This is a genomic window from Pseudokineococcus basanitobsidens, assembly GCF_037482545.1.
Taxonomy (GTDB): domain Bacteria; phylum Actinomycetota; class Actinomycetes; order Actinomycetales; family Quadrisphaeraceae; genus Pseudokineococcus; species Pseudokineococcus basanitobsidens.
Window position 1 is genome coordinate 49,801 of record NZ_JBBIAA010000013.1, and the last position, 25,035, is coordinate 74,835.

Annotated in this window: 23 protein-coding genes, 3 tRNA genes and 1 riboswitch; of the genes, 18 read left to right on the forward strand and 8 right to left on the reverse strand. The window is 77.1% G+C overall.

The window, feature by feature from the left end:
* Positions 1–408: 408 nt before the first annotated feature.
* The 5 genes from WDZ17_RS11575 to WDZ17_RS11595 all read left to right on the forward strand — a co-directional run bounded on the left by WDZ17_RS11575 (position 409) and on the right by WDZ17_RS11595 (position 4,192).
* Positions 409–618 (forward strand): BldC family transcriptional regulator, encoded by a 210-nt coding sequence (locus WDZ17_RS11575; RefSeq protein WP_339575315.1) that lies wholly within the window; start codon positions 409–411, stop codon positions 616–618.
* 100 nt (positions 619–718) lie between these two features.
* Positions 719–1,369 carry a peptide deformylase gene (gene def / locus WDZ17_RS11580; RefSeq protein WP_339575316.1) on the forward strand — a complete coding sequence of 217 codons (651 nt, stop codon included), beginning with the start codon at positions 719–721 and terminating at the stop codon, positions 1,367–1,369.
* Between the two features lie 149 nt (positions 1,370–1,518).
* Positions 1,519–2,895 (forward strand): ATP-dependent 6-phosphofructokinase, encoded by a 1,377-nt coding sequence (locus WDZ17_RS11585; protein ID WP_339575317.1) that lies wholly within the window; start codon positions 1,519–1,521, stop codon positions 2,893–2,895.
* Between the two features lie 96 nt (positions 2,896–2,991).
* The gene (locus WDZ17_RS11590) at positions 2,992–3,231 is read left to right on the forward strand and encodes an antitoxin (RefSeq protein WP_339575318.1); all 240 of its coding nucleotides are present in this window, start codon (positions 2,992–2,994) and stop codon (positions 3,229–3,231) included.
* 130 nt (positions 3,232–3,361) lie between these two features.
* Positions 3,362–4,192, forward strand: a complete 831-nt coding sequence (locus tag WDZ17_RS11595; protein WP_339575319.1) for a precorrin-6A/cobalt-precorrin-6A reductase — start codon at positions 3,362–3,364, stop codon at positions 4,190–4,192.
* On the opposite strand, the gene WDZ17_RS11600 is transcribed toward WDZ17_RS11595, so the two are convergent.
* Together WDZ17_RS11600 and WDZ17_RS11605 are read right to left on the reverse strand one after the other, a co-directional pair.
* Entirely contained in the window at positions 4,131–4,817 is a 687-nt protein-coding gene (locus WDZ17_RS11600) for a haloacid dehalogenase type II (RefSeq protein WP_339575320.1), read from the reverse strand. The genes WDZ17_RS11595 and WDZ17_RS11600 overlap by 62 nt on opposite strands.
* Before the next feature lie 2 nt (positions 4,818–4,819).
* Positions 4,820–5,152, reverse strand: coding sequence for a hypothetical protein (locus tag WDZ17_RS11605; RefSeq protein WP_339575321.1), 333 nt, complete (start codon positions 5,150–5,152; stop codon positions 4,820–4,822).
* A 351-nt stretch (positions 5,153–5,503) separates the two neighbouring features.
* On the opposite strand from WDZ17_RS11605, the gene WDZ17_RS11610 reads away from it, so the two are divergent.
* Positions 5,504–5,974 carry a C40 family peptidase gene (locus tag WDZ17_RS11610; RefSeq protein ID WP_339575322.1) on the forward strand — a complete coding sequence of 157 codons (471 nt, stop codon included), beginning with the start codon at positions 5,504–5,506 and terminating at the stop codon, positions 5,972–5,974.
* Positions 5,975–6,143: 169 nt separating this feature from the next.
* On the opposite strand, the gene WDZ17_RS11615 is transcribed toward WDZ17_RS11610, so the two are convergent.
* From WDZ17_RS11615 to WDZ17_RS11625, 3 genes are all read right to left on the reverse strand, one after another.
* Positions 6,144–6,216, reverse strand: a tRNA-Phe gene (locus tag WDZ17_RS11615).
* A gap of 60 nt (positions 6,217–6,276) precedes the next feature.
* Positions 6,277–6,353, reverse strand: a tRNA-Asp gene (locus WDZ17_RS11620).
* A 43-nt stretch (positions 6,354–6,396) separates the two neighbouring features.
* Positions 6,397–6,469, reverse strand: a tRNA-Glu gene (locus tag WDZ17_RS11625).
* A 170-nt stretch (positions 6,470–6,639) separates the two neighbouring features.
* On the opposite strand from WDZ17_RS11625, the gene WDZ17_RS11630 reads away from it, so the two are divergent.
* On the forward strand, positions 6,640–7,032 hold the full coding sequence (locus tag WDZ17_RS11630) for a metallopeptidase family protein (protein ID WP_339575338.1): 393 nt from the start codon (positions 6,640–6,642) through the stop codon (positions 7,030–7,032).
* A gap of 20 nt (positions 7,033–7,052) precedes the next feature.
* Here the strand turns inward: WDZ17_RS11630 and WDZ17_RS11635 are convergent, their stop codons facing one another.
* Positions 7,053–8,144 carry a DNA topoisomerase IB gene (locus WDZ17_RS11635; protein ID WP_339575323.1) on the reverse strand — a complete coding sequence of 364 codons (1,092 nt, stop codon included), beginning with the start codon at positions 8,142–8,144 and terminating at the stop codon, positions 7,053–7,055.
* 233 nt (positions 8,145–8,377) lie between these two features.
* On the opposite strand from WDZ17_RS11635, the gene WDZ17_RS11640 reads away from it, so the two are divergent.
* The 4 genes from WDZ17_RS11640 to WDZ17_RS11655 are packed head-to-tail and all read left to right on the forward strand — an operon-like array spanning position 8,378 to position 13,659.
* Positions 8,378–10,096: a nitrite/sulfite reductase gene (locus WDZ17_RS11640; protein ID WP_339575324.1), complete on the forward strand. Its 1,719-nt coding sequence runs from the start codon at positions 8,378–8,380 to the stop codon at positions 10,094–10,096.
* Complete coding sequence (locus tag WDZ17_RS11645; RefSeq protein WP_339575325.1) at positions 10,093–10,878, forward strand: phosphoadenylyl-sulfate reductase; 786 nt, start codon at positions 10,093–10,095, stop codon at positions 10,876–10,878. Before WDZ17_RS11640 ends, WDZ17_RS11645 begins: the two co-directional genes overlap by 4 nt.
* Before the next feature lie 40 nt (positions 10,879–10,918).
* Complete coding sequence (gene cobA, locus WDZ17_RS11650) at positions 10,919–12,172, forward strand: uroporphyrinogen-III C-methyltransferase (protein WP_339575326.1); 1,254 nt, start codon at positions 10,919–10,921, stop codon at positions 12,170–12,172.
* Positions 12,169–13,659, forward strand: coding sequence for a S10 family peptidase (locus tag WDZ17_RS11655; RefSeq protein ID WP_339575327.1), 1,491 nt, complete (start codon positions 12,169–12,171; stop codon positions 13,657–13,659). The genes cobA and WDZ17_RS11655 overlap by 4 nt, the downstream gene beginning before the upstream one ends.
* 33 nt (positions 13,660–13,692) lie before the next feature.
* On the opposite strand, the gene WDZ17_RS11660 is transcribed toward WDZ17_RS11655, so the two are convergent.
* Positions 13,693–14,526 carry a siderophore-interacting protein gene (locus WDZ17_RS11660; protein ID WP_339575328.1) on the reverse strand — a complete coding sequence of 278 codons (834 nt, stop codon included), beginning with the start codon at positions 14,524–14,526 and terminating at the stop codon, positions 13,693–13,695.
* A 268-nt stretch (positions 14,527–14,794) separates the two neighbouring features.
* A complete protein-coding gene (locus tag WDZ17_RS11665; RefSeq protein WP_339575329.1) occupies positions 14,795–16,066 on the reverse strand; it encodes an SLAC1 family transporter in 1,272 nt (423 codons plus the stop codon).
* Positions 16,067–16,275: 209 nt separating this feature from the next.
* Here WDZ17_RS11665 and WDZ17_RS11670 point away from each other — a divergent pair, with 209 nt between their 5' ends.
* From WDZ17_RS11670 to WDZ17_RS11700, 7 genes are all read left to right on the forward strand, one after another.
* On the forward strand, positions 16,276–17,277 hold the full coding sequence (locus WDZ17_RS11670; RefSeq protein ID WP_339575330.1) for a LysR family transcriptional regulator: 1,002 nt from the start codon (positions 16,276–16,278) through the stop codon (positions 17,275–17,277).
* A 79-nt stretch (positions 17,278–17,356) separates the two neighbouring features.
* On the forward strand, positions 17,357–17,914 hold the full coding sequence (locus WDZ17_RS11675) for a hypothetical protein (protein WP_339575331.1): 558 nt from the start codon (positions 17,357–17,359) through the stop codon (positions 17,912–17,914).
* A 144-nt stretch (positions 17,915–18,058) separates the two neighbouring features.
* The gene (locus tag WDZ17_RS11680; protein ID WP_339575332.1) at positions 18,059–18,520 is read left to right on the forward strand and encodes a FluC/FEX family fluoride channel; all 462 of its coding nucleotides are present in this window, start codon (positions 18,059–18,061) and stop codon (positions 18,518–18,520) included.
* A gap of 7 nt (positions 18,521–18,527) precedes the next feature.
* Complete coding sequence (locus WDZ17_RS11685) at positions 18,528–18,914, forward strand: fluoride efflux transporter FluC (protein ID WP_339575333.1); 387 nt, start codon at positions 18,528–18,530, stop codon at positions 18,912–18,914.
* Positions 18,915–19,116: 202 nt separating this feature from the next.
* A riboswitch (SAM riboswitch) is annotated at positions 19,117–19,229 on the forward strand.
* A 185-nt stretch (positions 19,230–19,414) separates the two neighbouring features.
* On the forward strand, positions 19,415–20,734 hold the full coding sequence (locus tag WDZ17_RS11690) for an aminotransferase class V-fold PLP-dependent enzyme (protein WP_422631969.1): 1,320 nt from the start codon (positions 19,415–19,417) through the stop codon (positions 20,732–20,734).
* Between the two features lie 34 nt (positions 20,735–20,768).
* Positions 20,769–22,088: an MFS transporter gene (locus WDZ17_RS11695; protein ID WP_339575335.1), complete on the forward strand. Its 1,320-nt coding sequence runs from the start codon at positions 20,769–20,771 to the stop codon at positions 22,086–22,088.
* A 216-nt stretch (positions 22,089–22,304) separates the two neighbouring features.
* Positions 22,305–24,989 (forward strand): bifunctional FO biosynthesis protein CofGH, encoded by a 2,685-nt coding sequence (locus WDZ17_RS11700; protein ID WP_339575336.1) that lies wholly within the window; start codon positions 22,305–22,307, stop codon positions 24,987–24,989.
* Positions 24,990–25,035 lie beyond the last annotated feature (46 nt).

Below are 25,035 nucleotides of genomic sequence, written 5' to 3' on the forward strand. Positions count from 1 at the left end.
GTCATCTCTGCGTGGTCGCAACGCTACATGGCCGTCGAGGCTTCCGGCCACGCCGGTGGCGCGCTCGAGGCCGGGCCGCCGGTGTCACCCGGACGGCGCCCCCCTCACCCGGACGGCGCCCCCTCACCCGGACGGGGACGCCTCACCCGGACGGCTCACCGCGGGGGGTCCTCCCCGTGGTGACACCCCGAGGCGAGGTCACCCACGGTGACAGGCGTCGACCCGTGAGCGACGAGAAGGGCCGATGCGGCTACTCGCGGTGACGCCGATGACCGAGGATGACGAACACCCAGGAGGTAGTCATTACGGACTATGGAGACTCCCAGGGAGAGCCTCCACACTCGACGCGATCGATCCGCTGACGCCGACGAGACACGCCGGCGACGGGTCGCCGAACAGGAGGACCCCATGACCGTGCGTACCGACGAGGTCGAGTCGCTGCTCACCCCCGCCGAGGTCGCGGCCCTCTTCCGCGTGGACCCCAAGACGGTCACGCGCTGGGCCAAGGCCGGCAAGCTCTCCTCGATCCGCACGCTGGGCGGTCACCGCCGCTACCGCGAGGCCGAGGTCCGGTCGCTGCTCGAGGGCGTGCCGCAGCAGCGCACCACCGAGAGCTGACGGCCGGCGCCGGGTGGCCCCGGTCCTCGAACCCCGCAGGACGGGTCCCGACGGACCCGTCCTGCGCCGCGTCGGGACCACGACCGCCGTGCTGCCGCCGGTGGTTAGCATCGGCGTCCGCGCGTCCGGCACCGCCGTCGACGCCGGACGAGCCGTCGAGGAGGGGTCCGTGGCGCCCGAGCAGGAGCAGCCGTCCGCACCGCAGGCCGGCGCCGGCGGGTCGTCGGGCGGGGGCCTCGTCGGCCGCGTCCGTCCGATCGTGCTGGACGGCGACCCGGTGCTGCACCGGCCGTGCGCGCCCGTCACCCGGTTCGACGACGAGCTCGCCCAGCTCGAGGCGGACATGGTCGTGAGCATGCACGCCGCCGACGGCGTGGGCCTGGCCGCCAACCAGATCGGCGTCGACGCCCGCATCTTCGTCATGGACTGCCCCGGGGCGAGCGGCGAGCGGGTCGTCGCGACCGTGGTCAACCCGGTGCTCCGGCTCCCGGGCGTCTTCGCCCGCCGGCGGACGGACGACGAGGGGTGCCTGTCCATCCCCGGCGAGTCCGCGCCGGTCGAGCGCCTGACCACCGCCGTCGTCACGGGCGTGGACGTCCGCGGCGAGCCCGTGCGCGTCTCGGCCGACGGTCTCGCCGCCGTCTGCCTGCAGCACGAGACCGACCACCTCGAGGGCCGCCTCTACGTCGACACCCTCGACGCCGACCTGCGCGCCGAGGTGCTGGTCGCCGCGGGGCTCGACCCGCGCTGACGCGGCCGACGGTCCCGCCCTCGCGCAGGGCCGGTCCGACGGGGCCGGTCCGACGGGGTGGTCCGACGGGGGTGGTCGGGCCGGACGCCCCCGTGCGCGAGGATGGCGGACCGTCAGGCACGCGAGGAGACGGCGAGAGGCAGCACGGCATGGCGCTGAGCGACGGCGAGCTCGACTTCGGGGTCCAGACGCTGGGGAAGCGGACGGTCCCCTCGCCGCTGGCCCCCCTCCTGGAGGCCCGCCGCACGAGCCACCACGCCGTCGAGGAGGGGGACCGGATCCTCTTCGACGACACCCTGTCCTCCTTCGAGCGGCGCGAGGACGGGCACCTGCCCAGCCTGGAGGCCGCCGGGCCGCGGCGAAAGCTCTTCTTCGACCCCTCCAAGACCCGCGTCGGCATCGTCACGTGCGGGGGGCTGTGCCCCGGCATCAACAACGTCATCCGCGCCCTCGTGTCCGAGCTGACGACGCACTACGGCGTGCGCCGCATCCACGGCTTCCGCAACGGCTACCAGGGCTTCATCCCGGAGTACGCGCACGACGTCGTCGACCTCACGGTGGAGTCCGTCGACGGCATCGCGGCCCTGGGCGGGACGATCCTCGGCAGCTCGCGGGGGCAGCAGGACATCGGGCAGGTCGTCGACTGCCTGGAGCGGATGGGCATCAGCGTCCTGTTCGTCATCGGCGGCGACGGCTCGATGCGGGGCGCCCAGCGGATCGCCGCGGAGATCGCGCGTCGTGAGCGGCCCATCGGCGTCGTGGGCGTGCCGAAGACCATCGACAACGACATCCCGTTCCTGGACCAGAGCTTCGGCTTCCAGACCGCCTTCTCGGAGGCCACGCGCTCGATCCGCAGCGCCAAGGTGGAGGCCCGTTCCGCCCCCGGCGGCGTCAGCGTGGTCAAGCTCATGGGCCGGCACTCGGGCTTCATCGCCTGCTACGCCGCGCTGGCCCAGAACGACGCGGACTTCGTGCTCATCCCCGAGGTGCCCTTCGTCCTCGACGGCCCCGGAGGGTTCCTCGAGTGCCTGCGCCAGCGCGTCGAGCGCCAGGGGCACGCGCTCGTCGTCGCCGCCGAGGGCGCCGGGCAGGAGCTGTTCACCGAGGCGGACGCCGAGGGCGGGCTCGTGGACGCCTCCGGCAACAAGAGGCTGCAGGACGTGGGCCGCCTGCTGCGGCAGCGCATCACGGAGGACTTCGCGGCGCACGGGCGCGAGCTCAACCTCCGCTACATCGACCCCAGCTACGTGATCCGCAGCGTCCCCGCCAACCCCTACGACAGCGTCTACTGCACGCGGCTCGCGCACGCCGCCGTGCACGCCGCGATGGCCGGGCGCACGAACATGGTCGTGGGCCGCTGGCGCAGGCGCTTCGTGCACATCCCCATCGAGCTCGCGGTGAGCAACCGCAACCGCGTCGACCCGAACGGCGACCTGTGGTGGTCCGTCCTCGAGGCCACCGGCCAGCCGGTGAGCTTCGGCGAGGGCTCCGAGGCCATCGAGGTCCCCGCCTTCGGCGGGCAGTAGGTCCACCCGGCGGGCACGCCCGGCCGGGTCCACGCGTCGAGACAGCGGGGGTCGGCACCGGCCGGCCCGCGACGACAGCACCACCGAGGAGGAACCGTGGCCCTGAACATCGGACGGCTCGTCGGCAAGGCCCGCCGCTACGCCAGCCAGAACCCGGACAAGGTCGGCTCCGGGCTGGACCGGGTCGGCGACGCGGTCAACCGCCGGACCGGCGGGAAGCACGCGTCCGCCGTCACGAAGGCCAAGGACGCGGCCTCGAAGGCCCTCGGCACGCACGGCCGCCAGGGGCGCGACGGCCGTGGCGACGTCGAGGGCGGCGGCGCGCCCCGGCGCTGACGCGGGACCTCCCGCGGCGGCGTCGGACGGGGCGGGGCACCCGCGGCCCGGTGCGGCGCACGCCGGTCGTCATCGCATCGTTGCCCGCCGGCCGGGGGAGCGCCGCGTCCCGTGCCCCACGATGGGGGACGTGGAGCACCTCGACGTCGGGCACGTCCTCGTGCTCGGCGGGACGACCGAGGCCAGGGCGCTCGCCCAGGAGCTCGTCGACCTGCCGGGCGTGCGGCTGACGACCTCGCTCCCGGTCTCCCGGGACGTCCCGGTCGACCCTCCCGGCGAGGTCCACCGCGGCGGTTTCGGCGGTCCCACGGGGCTGGCCGCGTGGCTGGCGGCCCACGACGTCCGGGTCGTCGTGGACGCGACCTCGCCCTTCGCCGGGCGCATCACCGCGGCGGCGGTGCAGGCCTGCGCCGCCGCGGACGTCCCTCTCGTCGTGCTCGAGCGGCCGGCGTGGGTCCCGCAGCCGGGCGACGACTGGCGGCCGGTGGCGGACCTGGCCGCCGCGGCAGCGGTCCTGGCGACCGGTCCCTGGGACAGGGCCCTCGTCGCGGCAGGGGCGAGAGACCTCGGGCCCCTCGCCCGGCTGGAACGTCCGCGGATGGTGCTGCGGGTGCCGCGCCTGCCCGAGCCGCCGCTGCCGCCGGGGTGCGAGGTCGTCCTGCGTCGCCGCGCCGCGGACGTCGACGGCGAGCGGTCGGTCCTGCGGGAGCGGCGCGTCGACGTCGTCGTCACCACGGACAGCGGCGGGCCCGGCGGTGCCGCCGTGCTCGTGGCGGCCCGGGAGCTGGGGCTGCCCGTCGTCGTCGTCCAGCGCCCCGCGCCGCCGTCCCGACCCGGCGGCGGGCCGACGCCGCGGGCGGCCTCGGCGGCGGAGGCGTCGGCGTGGGTCCAGGAGGCCCTCAGCGCCGCAGCTGCGTCGCCAGGTCCACCAGGGAGCTCGCCACGAGGTCCGCGGGCGTGAGGTGCGTCGGGAAGGCGCGGGTGCGGGCGCGGTCGAGCCAGGCCGTCCGCAGGCCGGCGCGGGCGGCGCCGTCGACGTCCCAGGGGTGCACCGCGACGAGCAGCGCACGCCCCGGGGCGACGTCGCAGGAGCCCAGCGCGTGCCGGTAGGCCGAGGCGGCCGGCTTCCACGCGCCGGCGGGGCCGTCCTCGACGGAGAGCAGGCGCTCGACGACGTCACGGACGCCGGCCCGACGGAGCAGGTCGTCGGCGACCTGGGGACCACCGTTGCTCAGCGTCGCCAGGCGGAGGCCCGAGGCCGCCAGCGCACGCAGCCCGGGGGCCACGTCCGGGTGCGGGGGCGACGACCGCAGGGCCGACATGCCGGCCTCGACGACGGCGTCGGCGTCGTCGACCTCCAGCCCGGCCAGGAGCGAGCGCAGGCCGCCCTCGGCGACCCGGGCGAAGGGGGCGGCTGCTCCCGCGACCGTCAGCGCGAACCCGTCCCTCAGCACGCCGGAGAACCAGGTGGCCGCGAGCGACCGCGGTGCCCCGGCGTCCGCGAGCGCGTCGGCGAGGGGGGCGGTGTCGGAGAGCGTCTCGTTGACGTCGAGGAGCACGAGGTCGACGTCGGCGAGGGCGGGCACCGTCACAGGCTCCCCCACCGGCGCGAGCCCGGGACGCCCGGGGGCAGCCGGCGCCGGATCGCGCGGGAGGCGTCACGGGCGCCGCGGAGCGTGACCCTGAGCGCGCGGCGGCGCAGCGAGGTGGTGACGACGACGGGGCCGGGGGCCGGCCCGCCCCACCCCGTGCCGCCGCGCCCCGCCCCGCCCGGTCCGCGGCCGTGGGCGGCGTCGACCTCGGCGAGGGCGGCGAGGTAGGCGTCGGCGGAGCCGCCGAGGTCGGGGTGGTGCCGCCGGGCCGCGCGCCGTCGTGCGGCGCGCCAGGCCGCCTCGTCGGGGTCGGTGCCGGAGGCGTCCACCCCTCCAGTGTGCGGCCGGCCCGCGGGTGCGGGGGACGCCGGCCTCGGCGTCCGGGACGGGGAACTGAGCCGGGGGGCTATCTCGATCCGGTAAAGGTCTGGCACACTCCCGCCGACGCACCAGTCGAAGACCCCGCCAGGAGGCGGGGCAGCCGCGCGGACGCCGAACCCTGCCACCGGACGCGGCTCGCATCGCACCAGGAGAACGGCAGGGGCGGAGGACCCAGCTCGGCGGACCCGTGCGCGCAGCAGCGGACGGGTCCTCGGGGTGAAGCCACGCACGTGGCCGGGCAGCTGTGGAGCCCGAACCCGACAGGTCATCCCTCGCAGGCGGTACCCGGAGGCTCAGCCATGTCCAGCACCGTCCTGCGCACGCCCGTGCGCCTGCTCGTCGTCCTGCTCGCCTCGGTCGCGCTCCTCGCGGGGCTCTCGACCGGTCCGGCCGCCCCCGCCGCCGAGGCCGCCTCCAGCACCGGGTCGAAGGCCGTCGCCGCCGCCGCCACCCGGGCGGGCATGCCCTACGTCTGGGGCGCCACCGGCCCCCGGAGCTTCGACTGCTCGGGCCTGACCCAGTGGTCCTTCAAGCAGGCCGGCAAGAGCCTGCCCCGCACCGCCGCGCAGCAGCGCAGCGCCGTGCGGCGAGTCCTCACCAGGGACGCTCGCGTGGGCGACCTGATCTTCTTCCACAACTCGAGCGGGCACGTGTACCACGTCGGCATCTACGCGGGGAACCGGCAGCTCTGGGACGCGCCGAAGCCGGGCCGAGTCGTGAGCAAGCGCACGATCTGGACGAAGTCCGGTCTCAGCTGGGGCCGGGTCTGAGGTCTGAGGCGTCTGCTGCCGCCGGCGGCCTCCGCAGGAGCGCACCACCCGTCACGGGTGGCGCGCTCCTGCGCGCGGAGACGTCGGCAGCCGCGAGGCTGCGGCGCCGCGCCTGAAGAGCACGGACGGGCGGCCACCCCGAGGGGTGACCGCCCGTCCGTCGTGCCGGTGGCCAGAGGCGGGATCGAACCGCCGACCTTTCGATTTTCAGTCGAATGCTCTACCAGCTGAGCTATCTGGCCCTGCACCAGCCCCGCTGCCCCCGCGACGGGTGCTCGTGGGGCGTGGTGCTCCGGGACTGCTGGCGACCCCGACGGGACTCGAACCCGCGACCTCCGCCGTGACAGGGCGGCGCGCTAACCAACTGCGCTACGGGGCCTCGTGGTGCTCGGCGAGGCCGGTGGTGCCGATCTGGTGGAACGTGCCCCCAACGGGATTCGAACCCGTGCTGCCGCTGTGAAAGAGCGGTGTCCTGGGCCGCTAGACGATGAGGGCCGTGGCCCCCACGCCGGTGCGGACCCGGGGCGTCCTCGCGCTGACCTTCCGCGCCGGACGTCGGAGAGCATAGGGCGTCACCCCGCCCATCTCCAAAGCGGCACCTCGTTGTTGGGGGCGGCGTGCGCCCGGCGCCCCCGACGGGTGGCAGGCTCGCGCCCGTGGTGGAGATGGGCGAGGAGGAGTTCGAGGCGGCGGTGGCCGACGGCCTGGACCGGATCCCCCCGGAGCTCACGGCGGCCATGCGCAACGTCGTCGTCCTCGTCGCGGACGAGCCGGAGGAGCAGGCGCTCGCCGACGCCCGTGCGGTGGGGGACCTCGACCCCGACGACCCGGACGCCACGCTGCTCGGCCTCTACGAGGGCACCCCGCTGACCGAGCGCGACGGCTGGTGGGACGCCGGGTCGCTGCCCGACCGCATCACGATCTTCCGCGGTCCGGTGCTGCGCCTGTGCGACGACCCCGAGGAGGTCGCGGAGGAGGTGGCGGTCACCGTCGTGCACGAGGTCGCCCACCACTTCGGGATCGACGACGACCGCCTGCACGAGCTCGGCTGGGGCTGAGGCCGGCTCGACGCCTGCGCTCAGGCCGCGGCGGCGGTGCGGGGGGCGCGGCCCCGGCGCGCCGCGCGCAGGTCCGAGACCGGCTCCTCGTGGAGCAGCGCGAGGACGGCGGACTCGATCTCCCCGTGCGTCGCCGGCTCGCCCTCGTCCACGTCGTCGCCCAGCAGGCCCAGCGCGTTCTCGACGGTGACGCCGTCCTCGAAGAGGTCGACCACCCGCGGGTCCACGTAGCTGCTGCGCGCCACCGTCGGGGTGTTGCCGAGGTACATCGCCACCTCCTGCATCGCGCGGGAGACTGCCCGCTTCCGCGCGGTCGCGGACGTCGCCGCGTGGGTGGAGACGGCCAGCGCCACCGCCGCCAGCACGGTGGCGTGCCAGGTGCGGAAGTCCTTGGCCGAGACGTCCCCGCCGACGACCTCCTTGACGTAGGCGTTGATGTCGCCGCTCGAGACGTCGTGCCAGCCGCGGGCGTCGCGCCAGGCGAGCAGGTCGTCGGTGCGGGGTCCTCGGCGTCGGCGCAGGGTCTGGACGGCGTCGACGACGTCGGCGTCCGCCACGGCGATGTGCCGGTCCTTGCCGGACTTGGCCACGTAGTCGAAGACGATCTGCGCCCCGGCGACGCTGACGTGCTGCTTCTCGACCGTCGCGAGGCCGAAGCTCCCGTTCGCCTCCGCGTAGCTCTCCCCGCCGATCCGGAAGAAGCCGAGGTCCAGGAGCCGGAAGGCGGTGGCCAGCGCCCGTTCCCGCGGCATGGGGTCCCGCGCCGTCCGGCGCCCGAGGTCGCGCTGCACGCGCTCGCGCGCGCCGGGGAGCCGCTCGGCGACCTCGAGGACGCGGTCGTGCTTGGCCCGGTCCCGCTGCCGACGCCACTCCTCGTGGTAGCGGTACTGGCGGCGCCCGGCGTCGTCCGTGCCGACGACCTGGATGTGACCGGTGGGCCACGGGCAGATCCAGACGTCCGTCCACGCGGGCGGGATGACGAGCGCCTCGCACCGCGCCCGGTCCTCGCGGGACAGCGGCTCGCCGAGGGCGTCGAGGTAGCGGAAGCCCTTCCCGTGCCTGCGGCGGGTCCACCCGGGGTCGTTGGGGGAGGACGTGCGCAGTCGGGGCATGGTCCAGATCGTCGGCCGCCGCGCCGCGGGCCGCGACCCGGCCGGCGCCCCCCGGGGGCCCGGCGAGGTCCCGTCGAGGTCCCGGATCCTGGACCTGAAGTGAGTCGGTCGGAATGGTGCTTACCCTGAGGAGGTTGCCAGGGCGGACCGCTCCGCCCACGTCCTGCCGCGCCCGTCCGTGCCGCCCGCCCCGGCGGGTCGTCGGACGACGGGGCCCGACACCGAGGACCGCCATGAACCCCGCTGCACCGACGGACGCCCCGGCGCGCGCCGGGCGCCCCGCGCGCGCCCCCCGTCCGAACGGGCAGTGGGCGGTCGACGGGACGGCGCCGCTCAACCACAACGAGCAGATGAAGCAGGACGACCCGGCGCTGGACGTCCGCCGCCGGGTCGAGGAGGTGTACGCCAAGGAGGGGTTCGCGAGCATCGACCCGGACGACCTGCGCGGCCGCCTGCGCTGGTGGGGCCTCTACACGCAGCGCCGGCCGGGCATCGACGGCGGGCGGACGGCGCAGCTGGAGCCGCACGAGCTCGAGGACGAGTTCTTCATGCTGCGCGTGCGCGTCGACGGCGGCGCGCTCACCACGGAGCAGCTCCGCGTCGTCGCCGGCGTCTCCACCGACTTCGCCCGCGGCACCGCCGACGTCAGCGACCGGCAGAACATCCAGATGCACTGGGTCCGGATCGAGGACGTGCCCGAGATCTGGCGCCGCCTGGAGGCCGTGGGCCTCTGGACCACCGAGGCGTGCGGCGACTGCCCGCGCGTCATCCTCGGCTCGCCCGTCGCGGGCGTCTCCGCCGAGGAGCTGCTCGACCCCACGCCGCAGATCGAGGAGATCCAGCGGCGGTGGATCGGCGACCCCGAGCTGGCCAACCTGCCGCGGAAGTTCAAGTCCGCCATCACCGGGCACCCCAGCCAGGACGTCGTCCACGAGATCAACGACATCTCGTTCGTCGCCGTGGACCACCCCGAGCTGGGCCTCGGGTACGACCTCTTCGTCGGCGGCGGGCTGTCGACGACGGCACGGCTCGCCTCCCGGCTCGGCGCCTTCGTGCGTCCCGAGGAGGTGCCCGAGGTGTGGCACGGCGTCGTGCAGGTCTTCCGCGACTACGGCTACCGGCGCCTGCGCACCAAGGCCCGCCTGAAGTTCCTGCTCGCGGACTGGGGCCCCGAGCGGTTCCGGCAGGTGCTGCAGGAGGAGTACCTGCACCGCGTGCTCCCGGACGGCCCCGCGCCGGGCGCGCCCGTCGGCGACGCCGACCACGTCGGCGTGCACCCGCAGAAGGACGGGCGCCGCTACGTCGGCGTCGCGCCCGTCGTCGGCCGCGTCAGCGGCGAGGTGCTCGCGGCCGTCGCCGACGTCGCGGAGGCGCACGGCAGCCGCCGGGTGCGGCTGACCCCGCACCAGAAGCTCGTCGTGCTCGACGTCCCCGCGGACGAGGCCGAGGACGTCGTCGCCGAGCTCGGCGCCCTGGGGCTGCAGGCGCGGCCGAACCTGTTCCGCCGCACGACCATGGCCTGCACGGGCATCGAGTTCTGCAAGCTGGCCATCGTGGAGACCAAGGCCACGGCCACCCGCGCCGTCGCCGAGCTCGACGCGCGGCTGGCCGACGTCCAGAAGACGCTGCCGTCCCCGGTCCGCCTGCACGTCAACGGGTGCCCCAACTCCTGCGCCCGGATCCAGACGGCCGACATCGGGCTGAAGGGCCAGCTCGTGACCGACGACGACGGCGGGCAGGTGCCCGGCTTCCAGGTGCACCTCGGCGGCGGGCTCGCGTCTGCCGACCGCGAGGAGGCCGGTCTCGGCCGTACCGTCCGGGGTCTGAAGGTGACCGCCGACGACCTCGTGGACTACGTCGACCGGGTCGTGCGGCGCTACGCGGACGAGCGTGACGGGGACGAGACCTTCGCGGTGTGGGCGCACCGCGCCGACGAGGAGGCGCTGCGATGACCACGACGACCCGGTCCGGCTCCGCGCGGCTGGCGCAGGAGGAGGAGCCGCGCGCGGACGCCCCGCGCCGGCGGCGCACCCGGACGCCGGAGCAGCTGCGGGTGCTCGCGGAGGAGGGGCAGCGGCGCTTCGGCGACGCCCGGGGCGAGGACGGCGCGCTCGAGGTCCTGCGGTGGGTCGCGGGCGAGCTGGGCGACGGCGTCGCCGTCGCCTCGTCCATGGCGAACGCCGTGCTGCCGCACCTGGTCTCCCGCGTGCAGCCGGGCGTCGACGTCCTCTTCCTGGAGACCGGCTACCACTTCGCGGAGACCCTCGGCACGCGGGACGCCGTGGCGCAGACCATGGACGTGACGGTCGTCGACGTCCGGGCCGCCCTGACCGTCCCCGAGCAGGACGCCCGCTACGGCGCGCGCCTGCACGACCGGGACCCCGGTCTGTGCTGCGCGATGCGCAAGGTGGAGCCGTTGCGCGCCGAGCTCGCCGGCTACGACGCCTGGGTCACGGGCGTCCGGCGCGAGGAGACCTCCACGCGCACGGGAGCCCCCGTCGTGTCCTTCGACGAGAAGCACGGCCTGATCAAGGTCAACCCGATCGCCGCCTGGAGCTGGGACGAGCTCGTCGGGTACGCGGAGGACCACGGCGTGCTCCTCAACCCGCTGCTGCTCGACGGCTTCCCGTCGATCGGGTGCGCGCCGTGCACCCGGCGCGTCGAGCCGGGCGAGGACCCCCGGGCCGGTCGGTGGGCCGGTCTCGGCAAGACCGAGTGCGGCATCCACACCTGAGCCCGCCCGCGCCGCGCGCCGCGGTGCCACCCTGCGGCTCGTGAACGACGCGCGGGCGACCGGCCTGCTCCCGATCTCCCTCCGGCTGGAGGGGCGTCGCGTCGTCGTCGTCGGGGGCGGCGCGGTCGCCGCGCGGACGGTGGCCGGGCTGCTGGACGCCGGGGCCGACGTGCTCGTCGTGGCGCCCGAGCCGGGGGGACGGGTGGTCGCCCACGCCGAGGCCGGCGAGGTGCGGCTGCAGCGCCGCGCGTACGCGGACGGCGACCTCGAGGGCGCCTGGCTGGCGGTCACCGCGACGGGGGTCGTCGCCGTCGACGCCGCCGTCTCCGCGGAGGCGCAGCGTCGGCGGGTCTGGTGCGTGGACCGCGGCGACGCCGCGCGCGCGAGCGCCTGGACCCCGTCGGTGGCCCGGGTCGACGACGTCGTCGTGGCCGTCAGCGCCGGCCGGGACCCGCGACGCGCGGCGAGGCTCCGCGACGGGGTCGCCGCCGCGCTCCAGGCCGGTGACCTGCCGCTGCGCCGCTCCCGGCCGCGCGCCCGGGGGCGCGTCGTGCTCGTCGGGGGAGGGCCCGGCGACCCCGGCCTGCTCACCGCGCGGGGACGGCGGCTGCTGGCCGAGGCGGACGTCGTCGTCGCCGACCGCCTCGGCCCCCGCGACGTGCTGGAGGAGCTCGGCGAGGACGTGGTGGTCGTCGACGTCGGCAAGACGAGCGGGAACCACCCCGTCCCGCAGGAGCAGATCAACGCCCTGCTCGTCGAGCACGGCCTGGCCGGCCGGCTCGTCGTCCGCCTCAAGGGCGGGGACCCCTACGTCCTGGGCCGCGGCGGGGAGGAGCTGGCCGCCTGCCGGGCCGCGGGCCTCGACGTCGAGGTGGTCCCCGGCGTGACGTCGGCCGTGTCCGTCCCGGCCGCCGTCGGCATCCCGGTCACCCACCGCGGCGTCGCCCGGGGGTTCAGCGTCCTGACCGGCCACGAGGACCTCGCCGCGACGCCCGCCGCGCTCGCCGGCCTCCCGGTCGAGGCGCACACCGTCGTGCTGCTCATGGGCGTCAGCACGCTGCGGACCTCCGCGGCCGCGCTCGTCGCCGCGGGGCGGCCGTCCTCGACGCCGGTCGCCGTCGTCGAGGACGGGTACGGGCCGCGGCAGCGGGCCACCTTCGGGACGCTCGCGGACGTCGCGGACGTCGCCGAGGCCGCCGGGGTGCGGCCGCCGGCCGTCGTCGTCGTCGGCGACGTCGTCCGGCTCGCGCCGGGCTGGGGCGAGCGCGGCCGCGGGGCTAGCGTCGCGCCATGAGCGACCCGAACGGCCCGAGCGGCCCGTCCGAGACCGGCACGGGGCCGGTGCCGCCGGCGCCGGACGTCCGCGACGAGCTCGTGACGACGCGGCACGTGCTGGTCACCCCGGACGGCGAGCTGCGCTACACCGCCCGGGCCGGCCGGGTCGTCCTGCGCCAGGACCACGTCGAGGACGGCGTGTGGAAGGGCCGACGCCCGCGCGCCCAGGTCGGCGTCACCGCGTACACCCTCGACGGGGCGGACCCGCTGACCCGGCCGGTCACGTTCGCCTTCAACGGCGGCCCCGGCTCCTCCAGCGTCTGGCTGCACCTGGGGCTTCTCGGGCCGCGCCGCGTCGTGGCCGGTGACGCCGGCGCCCCGGTCCCGCCGCCGGGTGGGCTCGTCGACAACCCGGAGTCGCTCCTCGCCGTCAGCGACCTCGTCTTCGTCGACCCCGTCTCGACCGGGAGCAGCCGCGTCGTCGAGGGCGGGAGGCCGGGTGACTTCCACGGGTTCACCGCGGACGTCGAGTCGGTGGGCGAGGTGATCCGGCAGTGGGTCTGCGCCGAGGGGCGCTGGCTGTCGCCCAAGCTGCTCGCGGGCGAGTCCTACGGCACCACGCGCGCCGCCGCCCTCGCCGAGCACCTGCAGGACGCGGGGATGTACCTGTCCGGGCTCGTCCTGGTCTCCGCGGTGCTCAACTTCGGCGTCATCATGTTCACCCCGGGTGACGACCGCGCCTTCGCGCGCTACCTGCCCTTCTACGCGGCCACGGCGCACCGGCACGGCCGGCACCCGGGCCGGGAGCTGGCGGACGTCGTCGCCGAGGCGGAGGTGTACGCCGAGCGCGAGTACCCCGCCGTCCTGGCCCGGGGGTCGCGTCTCGCGCCGGACGAGCGGGCGGGGGCGGTGGCGACGGTCGCGCGGTTGACGGGCCTGACGGAGGCCTACGTCGACCGGGCCGACCTGCGCGTGGAGCACCTGCACTTCTTCGCCGAGCTGCTGCGGGACGAGGGCCTCGTCGTCGGCCGGCTGGACTCGCGCTTCACCGGGCCGGCCGCCGACGGCACGGCGGCCCAGGTCGACGTCGACCCGTCCAGCGACGCCGTGCTGGGCGCCTACGCGGCCGCGTCGCAGCACCTGCTGCACGCCGAGCTCCGGGTGCAGGACACCGCGCCCTTCCACGTCTTCGGGCCCGGCGTCAACGAGGCGTGGAGCTACAAGGAGTTCGAGAACGCCTCCGTCAGCGTCCTCGACCGTCTGTCCCGCGCGATGCGGCAGAACCCGCACCTGAAGGTGCACGTGGCCTTCGGCCGCTACGACGGGGCGACGCCGGTCGCCGCCGCCGAGGACGACCTCGCGCACCTGCGGATCCCGCCGGAGCGGCGGGCGGACGTCGAGCGCCGCTACTACGAGGCCGGCCACATGATGTACGTGCACGAGCCGAGCCGGCGGCAGCAGAGCGCCGACCTCGCCGACTTCGTGCGCCGGGTGACGGCACGCTGACGTCGCCGCCGGGCCGGCGCCGACGGGCCCGGCTCAGTCGGCGTACGCCGGGGCGTCGGCGCGCCAGTAGCCGCAGAAGTACACGTCCTCCTTGCGGAGACCTCGCTCGCGCACGAGGTGGCGGCGCACGCCCGTGGCGGTGGCGGCCTCGCCGGCGACCCAGGCGTAGACCCCGCCGGCGGGCAGCGCGGTGCTCCGCAGGTCCTCCAGCAGCGAGCGGCCCGGCTCCTGCGCGCGCCAGCGCACGTCCGCGCCGTCGCGGCGGGGCAGGTCGGGCGCGTCCTCGTGCGTCGGCACCTCCGCGAGGACGGTGGCGGTCACCCCGTCCGGCAGGCTCGCCAGGACCCCGGCGACGGCCGGGACCGCGGTCGCGTCGGCGACGAGCAGGACGTGCGTCGTGCCCGGGGGAGGGGTGAAGCACGTGTCCTGCACGATCACCCCGACCTCGTCGCCGGGCTCGGCCGTCAGCGCCCACCGGCTGCCCGGGCCGGTCCCGCCGTGGGCGACGACGTCGACGTCGAGCTCGCCGACGTCGGGCCGGGCGGCGCGGACGGTGTAGTTGCGCAGGACCGGCCGCTCGTCCTCGGGCATGGCCGTGATCTCGGGCCACCAGCGCTCGGTGACCGGCAGGCGCAGGCGCGCCTGGCCCGGTCGCGGCAGGAGCAGCCGGAAGTACTGGTCGTCGCCCAGGACGGACATCGACCGCAGGTCCTCGCCCACGAGCGTCACGCGCACGACCGACGGCGTCACCTGCCGGCGGCGCGCCACCCTCGCCGGGACGGCCGACGCGGACAGCCGCTCCTTCGTCGTGCGCCGGCGCACCGCAGGCGCGTCCGTGCGGGCGGGGCGCTCGGTGGTGGTGGTCATGCGGTGCGCTCCTCGGGGGGCCAGGCGGTGCGGCGAGACGGTGCGGCGAGACGGTGCGGCCGGACGGTGGCGCGCCGGGCGGCGGTCCTGCGCCGCAGGGCGCGTCCGTCGTGGCGCTCGCAGGCCTGCCGCGGTCGCAGTGAGGCTTGCCTTCCCTACGGTACGTGCCGCCCGGGTCGGTGTCAGCCCCGGGGCGGCCGCCCGCCGGCCCGCCCGTCGGTATGCCCGTCGGTGTGCCCGTCGGTGTGCCCGTCGGTGTGCCCGCCGGTCAGGCCGCGAGGAGCAGGCGTCCGCTGGCGGCTCCGGCGGAGGTCCGCGCGGCGACGACGACCACCGCGACGAGCAGCAGGCCGAAGAGGGCGACCGCGAGGGCGGCGACGGCGGTGGACCCGGTGGCGGCGGCGAGGCCGCTCGTGCCGGTGACGCAGGTCCCGACGGGGAAGGTGAAGCTCCACCACGTCAGCGAGAAGCGCAGGCCGCGGCGTGCGGCGTGCAGGGTCAGCGCCGCCGCGAGGGCGAGCAGAAGGCCGCCGAAGCCGACCATGCCGGCGGCGAAGACCTCGCCGAGCACGTGCACGACCCGCGCGGCGTCCGAGCCGGCACCGGCGACGGAGGCCGTGGCGGGCCCGAGGAGCAGGGCCGCCGTCGCGGACTGGCCGACGACGCCGAGCGTGATCCACGTCGTCGGGGCGGCCTGGACGGGCAGCGGGCCGCCGGTGAGCAGGCGCCCGTGGACCAGCGTCGCCGTCATGAGCCCCACGAGCAGGCTGAGCCCGAACAGCGCCGCGCAGCCGAGCAGGAGCGCCAGCCGGCCCTGCCCCTCGGGCACCTCGGGGACGAGCAGGGCGCCGGTCGACGCCGAGACCATCGGCGGGACGACGGGCATCATCCACGCGGGCAGCGGGCCGCCCACCTGCTCGCCGGACGCGGCGGTGTCGCCCGCCCGCGTCGCGGTGCGGAAGGGCACCCAGACGGCCGTCGCCACGCCCAGCGCCGTCCCGAGGACCCACAGGACGACGAAGACCGTCAGTCCGGCCGAGGCGCCGATCAGCCGCTCGCCGATGAGGTGGGCCCCGGCGCCGGTCGTCAGCAGCGCCATCGCCGGCGCCCCGTAGAAGCCGCCCATGACCGGGTGCCGTGCGTAGGCGAGCGCCGTCGGGCGGTGGCGCGCCCAGTGCGCGGCGAAGGCGGCGGTGAGGACGAGCAGCAGCGTCGCCGCGACGAGCCAGGCCGCCAGGGCCAGCCCCTCGACCAGCGGTCCCTTCAGCGGCAGCGAGTGCGCCGCGACGGCGACCACCCCGGTGCCCATGACGGAGGCGAACCAGTTGGGGGTGATGTGCGCCACGGCCTGCGAGGGGTGCTCGAGCTCGCGGAGCAGCGGCCCCCGCCCCGGACGCAGCGCCGTCCCGGGGCGCGTGCGGGCGGGCCGCGCCGGCGCCGAGTCGCGCGAGAGGTCCTCGTGGGCCCGCCGGCGCGGGGCGTCGCGGCGGACGTGCCCGCCGGTGGACGGGGCGGGCTTCGTGGACGTGGTGGTGCGCATGGTGGCGAGCCTGACCGGACGAGCGGCGGTGCAGTAGCCCCCGCGACGGTGTGGACCCACAGCGGCAGGTTGTGGCTCGCGGGGGCGGCTGCCAGGCTCCGGCCGTGCCAGGAGACGGATTGCCCGAGGACCGCAGGCCCGGAGAGCGGGGGCCCGGCGATCGGGTGCCCGGCGCGCGAGGGCCCCAGCCACGGGTGCCCCGGCTGCGGGTGCCCGACCTGCGCTCGCTGCAGCTGCTCCTGGCGGTGCGGGACACGGGCTCGCTCGGGGCGGCGGGCGCCGCGTGCGGCACGAGCCAGCAGGCGGCGTCCGTGCGCCTGCGGGCGACGGAGGCGCTCGTCGGCGTCCCGCTCGTCGTCCGCGGCGCGCGGGGGTCGTCGCTGACCCCGGCCGGTGAGCTGCTCGCCCGGTGGGCCGACGTCGTCGTCGACGCCGCCGTGCAGCTGGACGCCGCGGTCGCCGCGCTGCGCCAGGACGCCGCGACCCACCTGCGGGTCGCGGCGTCCCTCACCGTCGCCGAGCACCTCGTGCCGCGGTGGCTCGCCGAGCTGGGGCGTCGGGCGCGCGCCGCCGGCCGGGAACCGGTGCAGGTCGCGCTGCGCACGGCGAACAGCGAGGACGTCGCCGCGCTCGTGCGTGCCGGCGAGGTCGAGATCGGCTTCGTCGAGGGGCCGCAGGCGCCCGAGCACCTGTCCGCGCGCGTCGTCGCGACCGACGAGCTCGTCGTCGTCGTGCCGCCGGACCACCCGTGGGCCCGGCGGCGCCGCGGTCTCCTGCCGGCCGAGGTCGCCGCCACCGCGCTCGTGAGCCGGGAGAGCGGGTCGGGGACGCGGTCGGCCCTGCGGCAGGCGGTCACCGCGGCGCTGCCGCCGGGGGCGCCGGTCGCCGAGCCTGCCCTGGAGGTCGCGAGCGCGGCGGCGGTCCGCGCCTCCGTCGTCGCCGGCGTGGCCCCGGGGGCGCTCAGCAGCCTCGACGTCGCCGACGACCTGACCCTGGGGCGGCTCGTGGCCGTGCCGGTGCAGGGCGTCGACCTGCGTCGACGGCTGCGGGCGGTCTGGCGCGAGGGAGCGGCGCCCCCGGCGGGGCCGGCGCGCGACCTCCTCGCGCTGACGGGCGAGGCCGCAGCCGCGGGTCCCGGGCACGGGCGGGCAGCGCCACGACGGAGTGGTCCTGCGGTCCCGGGGAGGCGTCGCGAGTCACCGTCTGCTTAGGCTGCTCACGCATCGTCGTCAGGTCGTCCACCGCTGCACCCCGCCGCCGCGACCGGGCCCGCGACGCCGGAGGTTCCCCGTGAGGCTGACCACACGTACCGCGACCCAGGTCCCCCGGAGCAGGGTGGCGGCGACGGCCGCGACGGCCCTGCTCGTCCTCGCCGTCGCGGGCTGCGGCGGTCAGGACCAGGAACGGCCGGAGTCGGCGGACTCCCCGACCCCTCTGGAGACGTCGCTCTCCCCCCTCACGACCTCGTCGCCGTCCTCGGCGGCGTCGGCGATGCCGCCGGCGTCCACGGCGCCGCCCTCGGCCACGGCCTCGTCCTCCGGCACGGCGTCGTCGTCGACGGAGCTGACGGCGTCCGTCGGCACGCCGGACGACCCCGACGCCTACGTCATCTCCCTCGTCGACGCGGACGGCGAGGAGGTCACCGAGCTCCCGGCGGGTGACTACACGATCGCCGTCGACGACCGCTCGACGATCCACAACGTGCACCTCACGGGCGAGGGCGTCGAGGAGACGACGACGGTCCCCGAGGTCGTCATGACGACGTGGGAGGTCACCCTCGAGCCGGGGGACTACACCTACCGGTGCGACCCGCACCCGAACATGGTCGGGAACTTCACCGTCACCTGAGCCGGCACCGTCACCTGAGCCGGCACCGCCACCTGAGCCGGCACCGTCGGACGGACCGGCTCCGTCGTCCTCGCCGGCGCGACCGGTCGCCCCGGTCCCGTCCTGCCCGCCCGCGACCGTCGACGCGGCCTAGGGTCGCCGTCCGTGAGCACGTCCGGGGCCGCGGTCGCCCGCCCGCCGCACCGTCACCCCGGTCTGCTGCTCGGCGTCCTGCTCGGCGGGACGGTGGGGACGGGGCTGCGGCTGGCCGCGGGCGAGGCGCTGCCGCACGAGGTCGGCGCGTGGCCGTGGGGGACGCTGCTCGTCAACGTCGTGGGCGCGTTCCTGCTCGGTGCCCTGCTGGAGACGCTGCTGCGGGCCGGTCCGGACGTCGGGCGCCGGCGCGCCGTCCGGGTGGTCGTCGGCTCGGGCGTGCTCGGCAGCCTCACGACGACGAGCGCCCTCGCGCTGGAGACGGTCCAGCGGGCCGACGTCGCGGGCGTCGGCCCCGCGGCCGCCTACGCGCTGGTCACCCTCGTCCTCGGCGTCGCCGCGGCTGCCGCCGGGGTCGCTGCCGCCGCGGCGTCGCACCGGAGCCGGCGCCCCGGCGGGCAGGACCTCGCGTGATCCCGTCGTGAGCCCCGCAACCGCCCTCGCCGTCTGCGCCGCGGGTGGGCTCGGAGCCGTCCTGCGCGTCGTCCTCGACGGAGAGCTGCGCACCCGCCTCGGCGGAGGTCTGCCGTGGGGGACGGCGGCCGTCAACGTCGTCGGGTCGCTGCTCATCGGCGTCGCCACCGGCATGCTGGGCGGGCCCGTCGCGCCCGGGGCGGCCGGCGCGGTCCTGCCCGTCGTCGCCACGGGTCTCTGCGGCGGGTTCACGACCTTCGGGACGGCCGTCGTCGAGGTCCTGCGGCTCGGCGAGGACCGTCGCTGGGGTGCGGCGGCGCTCGCCGCGGCGGTGACCGTGCTCGCGAGCACCGTGGCCGCGGCGCTCGGGCTGGTGCTCGGCCGGCTGCCCTGAGCGACCGGCTGCCCTGAGCGACCGGCTGCCCTGAGCGACCGGCTGCTCCGGACGGACCCGGCCCGGGTGGCCGCGCGACGACGGCCGAGAGCGCGTCCTCGTGCGGCCACCCTCCCCCTGAGGTGCGACTGGTCCGAACGGTGAGACGGATGTCCCGAGGAGTGGTGGCGCGACGGGCCGCTGCTGCCCTACCGTGGTCCCAGGTCAAGAGCGCCAGCGACAAGCCCCGGCTCGCTGGCCGGCAACCCTCCTCCGCGGTGGGGTGCCCCGGGTGAGGACCTGGCCGCGCCGGACCTGGCGCGGCAAGCGCGGACCTGCGGGTCCGGACGGCCACCAGGAGGCCTCTCGTGACTGCTGCACCCCACCACCTCGCCGTGGTCCCCGCCGCGCGCCGCCAGGACCGCGACGCCGGCCGCGGGCGCGACCGGCTCCCCGTCGGGCCGCGCCCGCGCGTCGTCCGCCGCGAGCACCCCACCCCCGCCCCCGGCGACGAGCCGCTCCTGCGCGTCGTCGGGGGGGACGAGCGCGTGCCGCTCGTCACCGGCGGCGAGGTGCGGTACGCGAACCTCGACGTCGCCGCGAGCGCCCCGGCGCTCGTCTGGGTCGCCGACCACGTCGAGCGCGTGCTGCCCCTCTACGCGAGCGTCCACCGCGGGGCGGGGTACGCCTCGCAGGTGAGCACGGCCGTGCTCGAGGGCTCCCGGGACGTCGTCGCGGGCTTCCTCGGGGCCCGTCCCGACGACGTCGTCGTCTGGACCCGCAACACGACCGACGCCCTCGCCGTCCTCGCCGGCTGCGTGCCGGACGGCGGGTCGGTGCTCGTCCTCGACCTCGAGCACCACGCCAACCTGCTGCCGTGGCGCACCCAGGGCCACCGCGGCGTCACCCAGCGGGTCGTCGAGGCCGCCGCCACGCTGGAGGGGACCCTCGCGGCGCTGGCCGACGCCCTCGCCGAGCGGCCGACGGCGCTGCTCGCCGTCACCGGCGCGAGCAACGTCACGGGGGAGGAGCTCCCCCTGGCCCGTCTGGCGGACCTCGCGCACGCGGCGGGCGCCCGGCTCGCCGTCGACGCCGCGCAGCTGGCGCCGCACCGCGCCGTCGCGATGGCCCGCGACGGCGTCGACTGGGTGGCGCTGTCCGGGCACAAGCTCTACGCGCCGTTCGGCGCCGGCGCGCTCGTCGGTCGCCGCGACTGGCTCGACGCCGGGACGCCGCACCTGGCCGGCGGGGGAGCGGTCGAGGAGGTGGGGGTCGACGACGTGCGCTGGGCGAGCGCCCCGGCCCGGCACGAGGGGGGCACGCCCAACGTCCTCGGCGCCGCGGCGCTCGCCGCCGCCTGCGAGGCGCTCTCCGCCCTCGACGACGGCGCGCTGGAGGCCCACGAGGCCGCCCTGCGCGAGCGGCTCGTCCGCGGGCTGGCCGGCGTGCCGGGGGTCCGCGTCGTGCGGACGCTCGACGGCGCGGCGTCGTCGATCGGCGTCGTCACCTTCGCGGTCGAGGGCGTCGAGCCCGGTCTGGTCGCGGCGGTCCTGTCCGCCGAGCACGGCGTCGGCGTGCGCGACGGCCGCTTCTGCGCCCACCCGCTGCTCGCGCGCCTCGGCCTGCCCGGCGGCGCCGTGCGGGCGAGCGTCGGCGTCGGGTCGCGGGCCGAGGACGTCGACCGCCTCGTCGCGGCGCTGCACCGGCTCGTCGAGGACGGGCCGGCGTGGGACTACGCGCTCGAGGGCGGTCGCTGGGCGCCGGTCGACGACCCGCGGCCGTGGCCGGCCTGGGGCGACCCGACCGCCCGCGCCGCGGCCGCCCGGCCGTGCGGGGGCTGAGCGGGCTCCCCGCACCCGCCTACGCTCCGTCGCCGTGAAGGACGCCACGGCACCACCTCCGGCCGGCCCGACGGGCGGCGCGCACCCGGCCGCCTCGCCGCGCGAGGCGAGGTCGGTCCTCGCCGGCGTCCTCGTCGCGACCCTGCTCGTCTCCCTCGACCTCCTCGCCGTGGCCGCGGCCGTGCCGGAGCTCGCGCTCGACCTCGAGCTCGAGCGCGCCGTCGCCCTGCCCGTCGGCGCCTCGGTGCTGGGGGTCGCGCTCGCCGTCCCCGCCGCGGCGCGCGCCTGCGCCCGGGGCCCCCGGGCCTGGCTGCTCGCGCTCGCCGCCGTCCTCCTCGTCGTCGGGGGCGTCGCCGTCGCGCTCGCGCCGGTGCCCGACGGGGCCGCGGGCGACGACCCGGGCTCCCTGCTGGCCGTCGGGCTCGGGCGCCTCGTGCAGGGCCTCGGCGCCGGGGGGCTCGTCGTCGGCGCCGGCTCGGCGCTCGCCACGACCGTGCCCGCCGCCCTCCAGGTCCGGGTGCAGGCGGCGCTCGTGCTCGTCACCGGCGCCGGTGCCGTCCTGGGCGCGCTCGTGGGCGGGGTCCTCGCGGGCGTCCCGGGCGGCTGGCGCGCGGTGCCGCTGCTCGCGCCGGCGCTCGCGGTGGTCGCCCTGGTGCTCCTGCGCCCGGTGCGCTCCCGACCGGTCGCCGCCGCGCCGCCCGCCCCGGCCGCCGGGCCGTCGTCGTGGTCGGTGCTGCGCCACCGGGTCGTCCTCCTCGGGGCCGTGGTCGGCGGGGCCGTCGGGGCCGTCGCCGTCCTGGCCCTGGTGCAGGCCTCGCTCCTGCTGGCCCTGGAGCAGCCGCTGCCGCGCGGGCTGCTGCTCGCGGCCGGCGTCCTCGCCGGGCTCGCCGGCGTCGTCGGCGCGACGACGGCGATCGCGCGGGTCGGGCGCCGACCGCACCTCGCGCAGGTCGGCACGGCCGGTGCCGTCGTCGCGGCGGTCGGCGTCCTCGGCCTCGCCTGGCTCGTCGGTCCGGGCCGGCCGGCGTCGGTGGTCCCGCTCGTGCTCGTCGGCCTCGGGCTCGGGGCGGTCGTCCAGGGCACCGGCCTCGTCGTGTCGGTGCTCTGCCCGGAGGGCGCCGAGCGCGAGGCCGCGGCGGCGCTGGGGGCGGCGCGCAGGATCGGCGGGGTCGTCGGGGCCGTCGTCGTCCTGCTCGTGCCGCTCCTGGGATCCGTGGACGGCGTCGGACCCACCCCCCAGGGCGTCCTCACCCCCGTCGTCGGCGTCGGCGGCGCCCTGCTGCTGCTCGCCCTCGTCCCCGTCCTCGGCGTCCTGCCCCGGCGCGGCGACGTCCGGCACCCCGCCCGCCCCTGAGACGTCCCCCGCCCCTTCCGCCCTTCCTCCCGCCGGCCGCCCACCTCCTCCCGGCCGCCCCACCTCCTCCCGGCCGCCCCGCCTGGCCCCCGCCGCCCCATCCGCACTTCGACGACTTCTCGTCGTGCGAGGGGCCGTTGGGGGACGAGAAGTCGTCGAAGTGCGGGGTGGCGGACGAGGCCGACCGGTGGCGTGACCGCGTGCGAGAGTGACGCGGTGACGCAGCTCCCCACGCCGTCCGCGCGCCCGGCCCCGGGTGCCGAGTCCGCCCCGGGCCCCGAGCCCGCCCCGGGCCCCAAGCGCGCGCCGGGCCCCGAGCCCGCGTCGGACCTCGCGCCCGCGCCGCTCCCCGCACCCACCCCGGCGCAGATGCGCCGGTCGCTCGCCCGCGCCCGGGACGGCAAGGCGCTGGACGCCGCCGAGGCCGAGGTCCTGCTGCACGCCCGCGGCGACGACCTGGAGGCGCTGCAGGCGGTGGCCTCGCGCGTGCGCGACGCCGCGATGGCCCGCGAGGGGCGGCCCGGCGTCGTCACCTACTCCCGCAAGGTCTTCGTGCCGCTGACGCGGCTGTGCCGCGACCGCTGCCACTACTGCACGTTCGTCACCGTGCCGCACCGCCTGCCGGCGGCGTACCTCAGCCCCGACGAGGTGCTCGAGATCGCGCGCGAGGGCGCCGCGCAGGGCTGCCGCGAGGTGCTCTTCACCCTCGGCGACCGCCCGGAGGAGCGCTGGCCCGCCGCCCGCGAGTGGCTCGACGCGCACGGCTACGACGACACGCTCTCCTACGTCCGCGCCATGGCGGTCCGGGTGCTGGAGGAGACCGGCCTGCTGCCGCACCTCAACCCCGGCGTCATGTCCTGGTCGGAGCTCCAGCGGCTCAAGCCCGTCGCCCCGTCGATGGGGATGATGCTCGAGACGACCGCGACGCGGCTGTGGTCGCAGCCCGGTGGCCCGCACTACGGCAGCCCCGACAAGGACCCGGCGGTGCGGCTGCGGGTGCTCGAGGACGCCGGCCGGGTCGGCGTCCCCTTCACCACGGGGATCCTCGTCGGCATCGGCGAGACGACCGCCGAGCGCGTCGACTCCCTCCTGGCCATCCGTCGGGTGGCGCGCGAGTACGGCGGCATCCAGGAGGTCATCGTCCAGAACTTCCGGGCCAAGGACGCCACCGCCATGCAGGCGGCGCCCGACCTGGACCGCGAGAGCTACCTCGCGACCCTCGCCGTCGCCCGGGTGCTCCTCGGCCCGACGACGAGCCTGCAGGCACCGCCGAACCTGTCCGACCCGCAGGACGTCGCCGCGCTGCTCGCCTCCGGCGTCGACGACTGGGGCGGCGTCTCGCCCGTCACGCCCGACCACGTCAACCCCGAGCGCCCCTGGCCGCACCTCGACGACCTCGAGCGGTGGACGGCCGAGGCGGGCCTCGGCCTCGCGCAGCGGCTGACGACCCACCCGCGGTACGTGCTCGGGGCGCTCGAGCGCGACGAGGCGTGGGTCGACCCGCGGCTGCACCCGCACGTCCGCGCGCTCGTCGACCCCGAGACCGGCCTGGCCGACCCGACGACGACGCCGGTCGGCCTGCCGTGGCAGGAGCCGGACGGCGGTCTCGTCGCGAGCGGCGGCGGCACCGGGCGCACCGACCTGCACGTCGAGGTCGACACCACCGGCCGCAGCGCGGACCGGCGCGGCGACTTCGACGAGGTCTACGGCGACTGGGACGCCGTCGCCGACCGGGTGCCCGTGCAGGACCGGCGGGGCGGCGCCCGCGAGGCCGGGACGGTCCGCCTCGACACCGACGTCGCCGCGGCCCTGCGCGCCGCCGAGGCGGACCCCGCGGGGCTGTCCGACGCCCAGTACCTCGCGCTGATGACGGCCGACGGCGCGGCGCTGGACGCCGTCACCGCGCTCGCGGACGGGCTGCGCCGCGACGTCGTCGGCGACGAGGTCACCTACGTGGTGAACCGGAACATCAACTTCACCAACGTCTGCTACGTCGGCTGCCGCTTCTGCGCCTTCGCCCAGCGCAAGACCGACGCCGACGCGTACACGCTCTCGCTGGAGCAGATCTCGCAGCGGGTGCGCGAGGCCCGCGAGGTCTGGGGCGCCACCGAGGTGTGCCTGCAGGGCGGCATCTCGCCGGACCTCGGCCCGACGGCCTACGTCGACATCGTCCGTGCCGTCAAGGACGCCGTGCCGGACATGCACGTGCACGCCTTCTCGCCCATGGAGATCGCGACGGCGTCGGCCAAGCAGGGCGTCAGCGTCCGCGCCTGGCTCGAGCAGGTCCGGGAGGCGGGGCTCGACACCATCCCCGGCACGGCCGCGGAGATCCTCGACGACGACGTCCGCTGGGTCCTGACGAAGGGCAAGCTGCCGGCGGCGGCGTGGGTCGAGGTGGTCGAGACGGCGCACGGCCTGGGCCTGCGCAGCTCGTCCACGATGATGTACGGCCACGTCGACGACCCGCGGCACTGGGTCGCCCACCTGCGCACCCTGGCCCGCGTGCAGGACCGCACCGGCGGCTTCACCGAGTTCGTGCCGCTGCCCTTCGTGCACACCAGCTCGCCGGTGTACCTGGCCGGCATCGCGCGCCCGGGGCCGACGCTGCGCGACAACCGCGCCGTGCACGCGCTCGCGCGGATCATGCTCCACGGCCGGGTCGACCACGTGCAGACGTCGTGGGTCAAGCTCGGCGTCGAGGGCACCCGGGCGATGCTCACCGGCGGCGCCGACGACCTCGGCGGCACCCTCATGGAGGAGACGATCAGCCGGATGGCGGGCTCCGAGCACGGGTCGGCGAAGTCCGTCGCGGAGATCACCGAGATCGCCGACGGCATCGGACGCCCGGTCCGCGAGCGGACGACGACGTACGGGCCGGCGCCCGAGCGCGCCGCCGGCTGACCCGTGAGGTGTCCACGGGCGTGGCCGTGCACGGTCACGCCCGTGG

Coding starts and splice junctions, on each gene's coding strand:
- WDZ17_RS11575 (WP_339575315.1), top strand. CDS start 409: ATGACCGTGCGTACCGACGAGGTCGAGTCGCTGCTCACCCCCGCCGAG.
- WDZ17_RS11585 (WP_339575317.1), top strand. CDS start 1,519: ATGGCGCTGAGCGACGGCGAGCTCGACTTCGGGGTCCAGACGCTGGGG.
- WDZ17_RS11610 (WP_339575322.1), top strand. CDS start 5,504: ATGTCCAGCACCGTCCTGCGCACGCCCGTGCGCCTGCTCGTCGTCCTG.
- WDZ17_RS11630 (WP_339575338.1), top strand. CDS start 6,640: ATGGGCGAGGAGGAGTTCGAGGCGGCGGTGGCCGACGGCCTGGACCGG.
- WDZ17_RS11635 (WP_339575323.1), bottom strand. CDS start 8,144: ATGCCCCGACTGCGCACGTCCTCCCCCAACGACCCCGGGTGGACCCGC.
- WDZ17_RS11640 (WP_339575324.1), top strand. CDS start 8,378: ATGAACCCCGCTGCACCGACGGACGCCCCGGCGCGCGCCGGGCGCCCC.
- WDZ17_RS11645 (WP_339575325.1), top strand. CDS start 10,093: ATGACCACGACGACCCGGTCCGGCTCCGCGCGGCTGGCGCAGGAGGAG.
- WDZ17_RS11655 (WP_339575327.1), top strand. CDS start 12,169: ATGAGCGACCCGAACGGCCCGAGCGGCCCGTCCGAGACCGGCACGGGG.
- WDZ17_RS11660 (WP_339575328.1), bottom strand. CDS start 14,526: ATGACCACCACCACCGAGCGCCCCGCCCGCACGGACGCGCCTGCGGTG.
- WDZ17_RS11665 (WP_339575329.1), bottom strand. CDS start 16,066: ATGCGCACCACCACGTCCACGAAGCCCGCCCCGTCCACCGGCGGGCAC.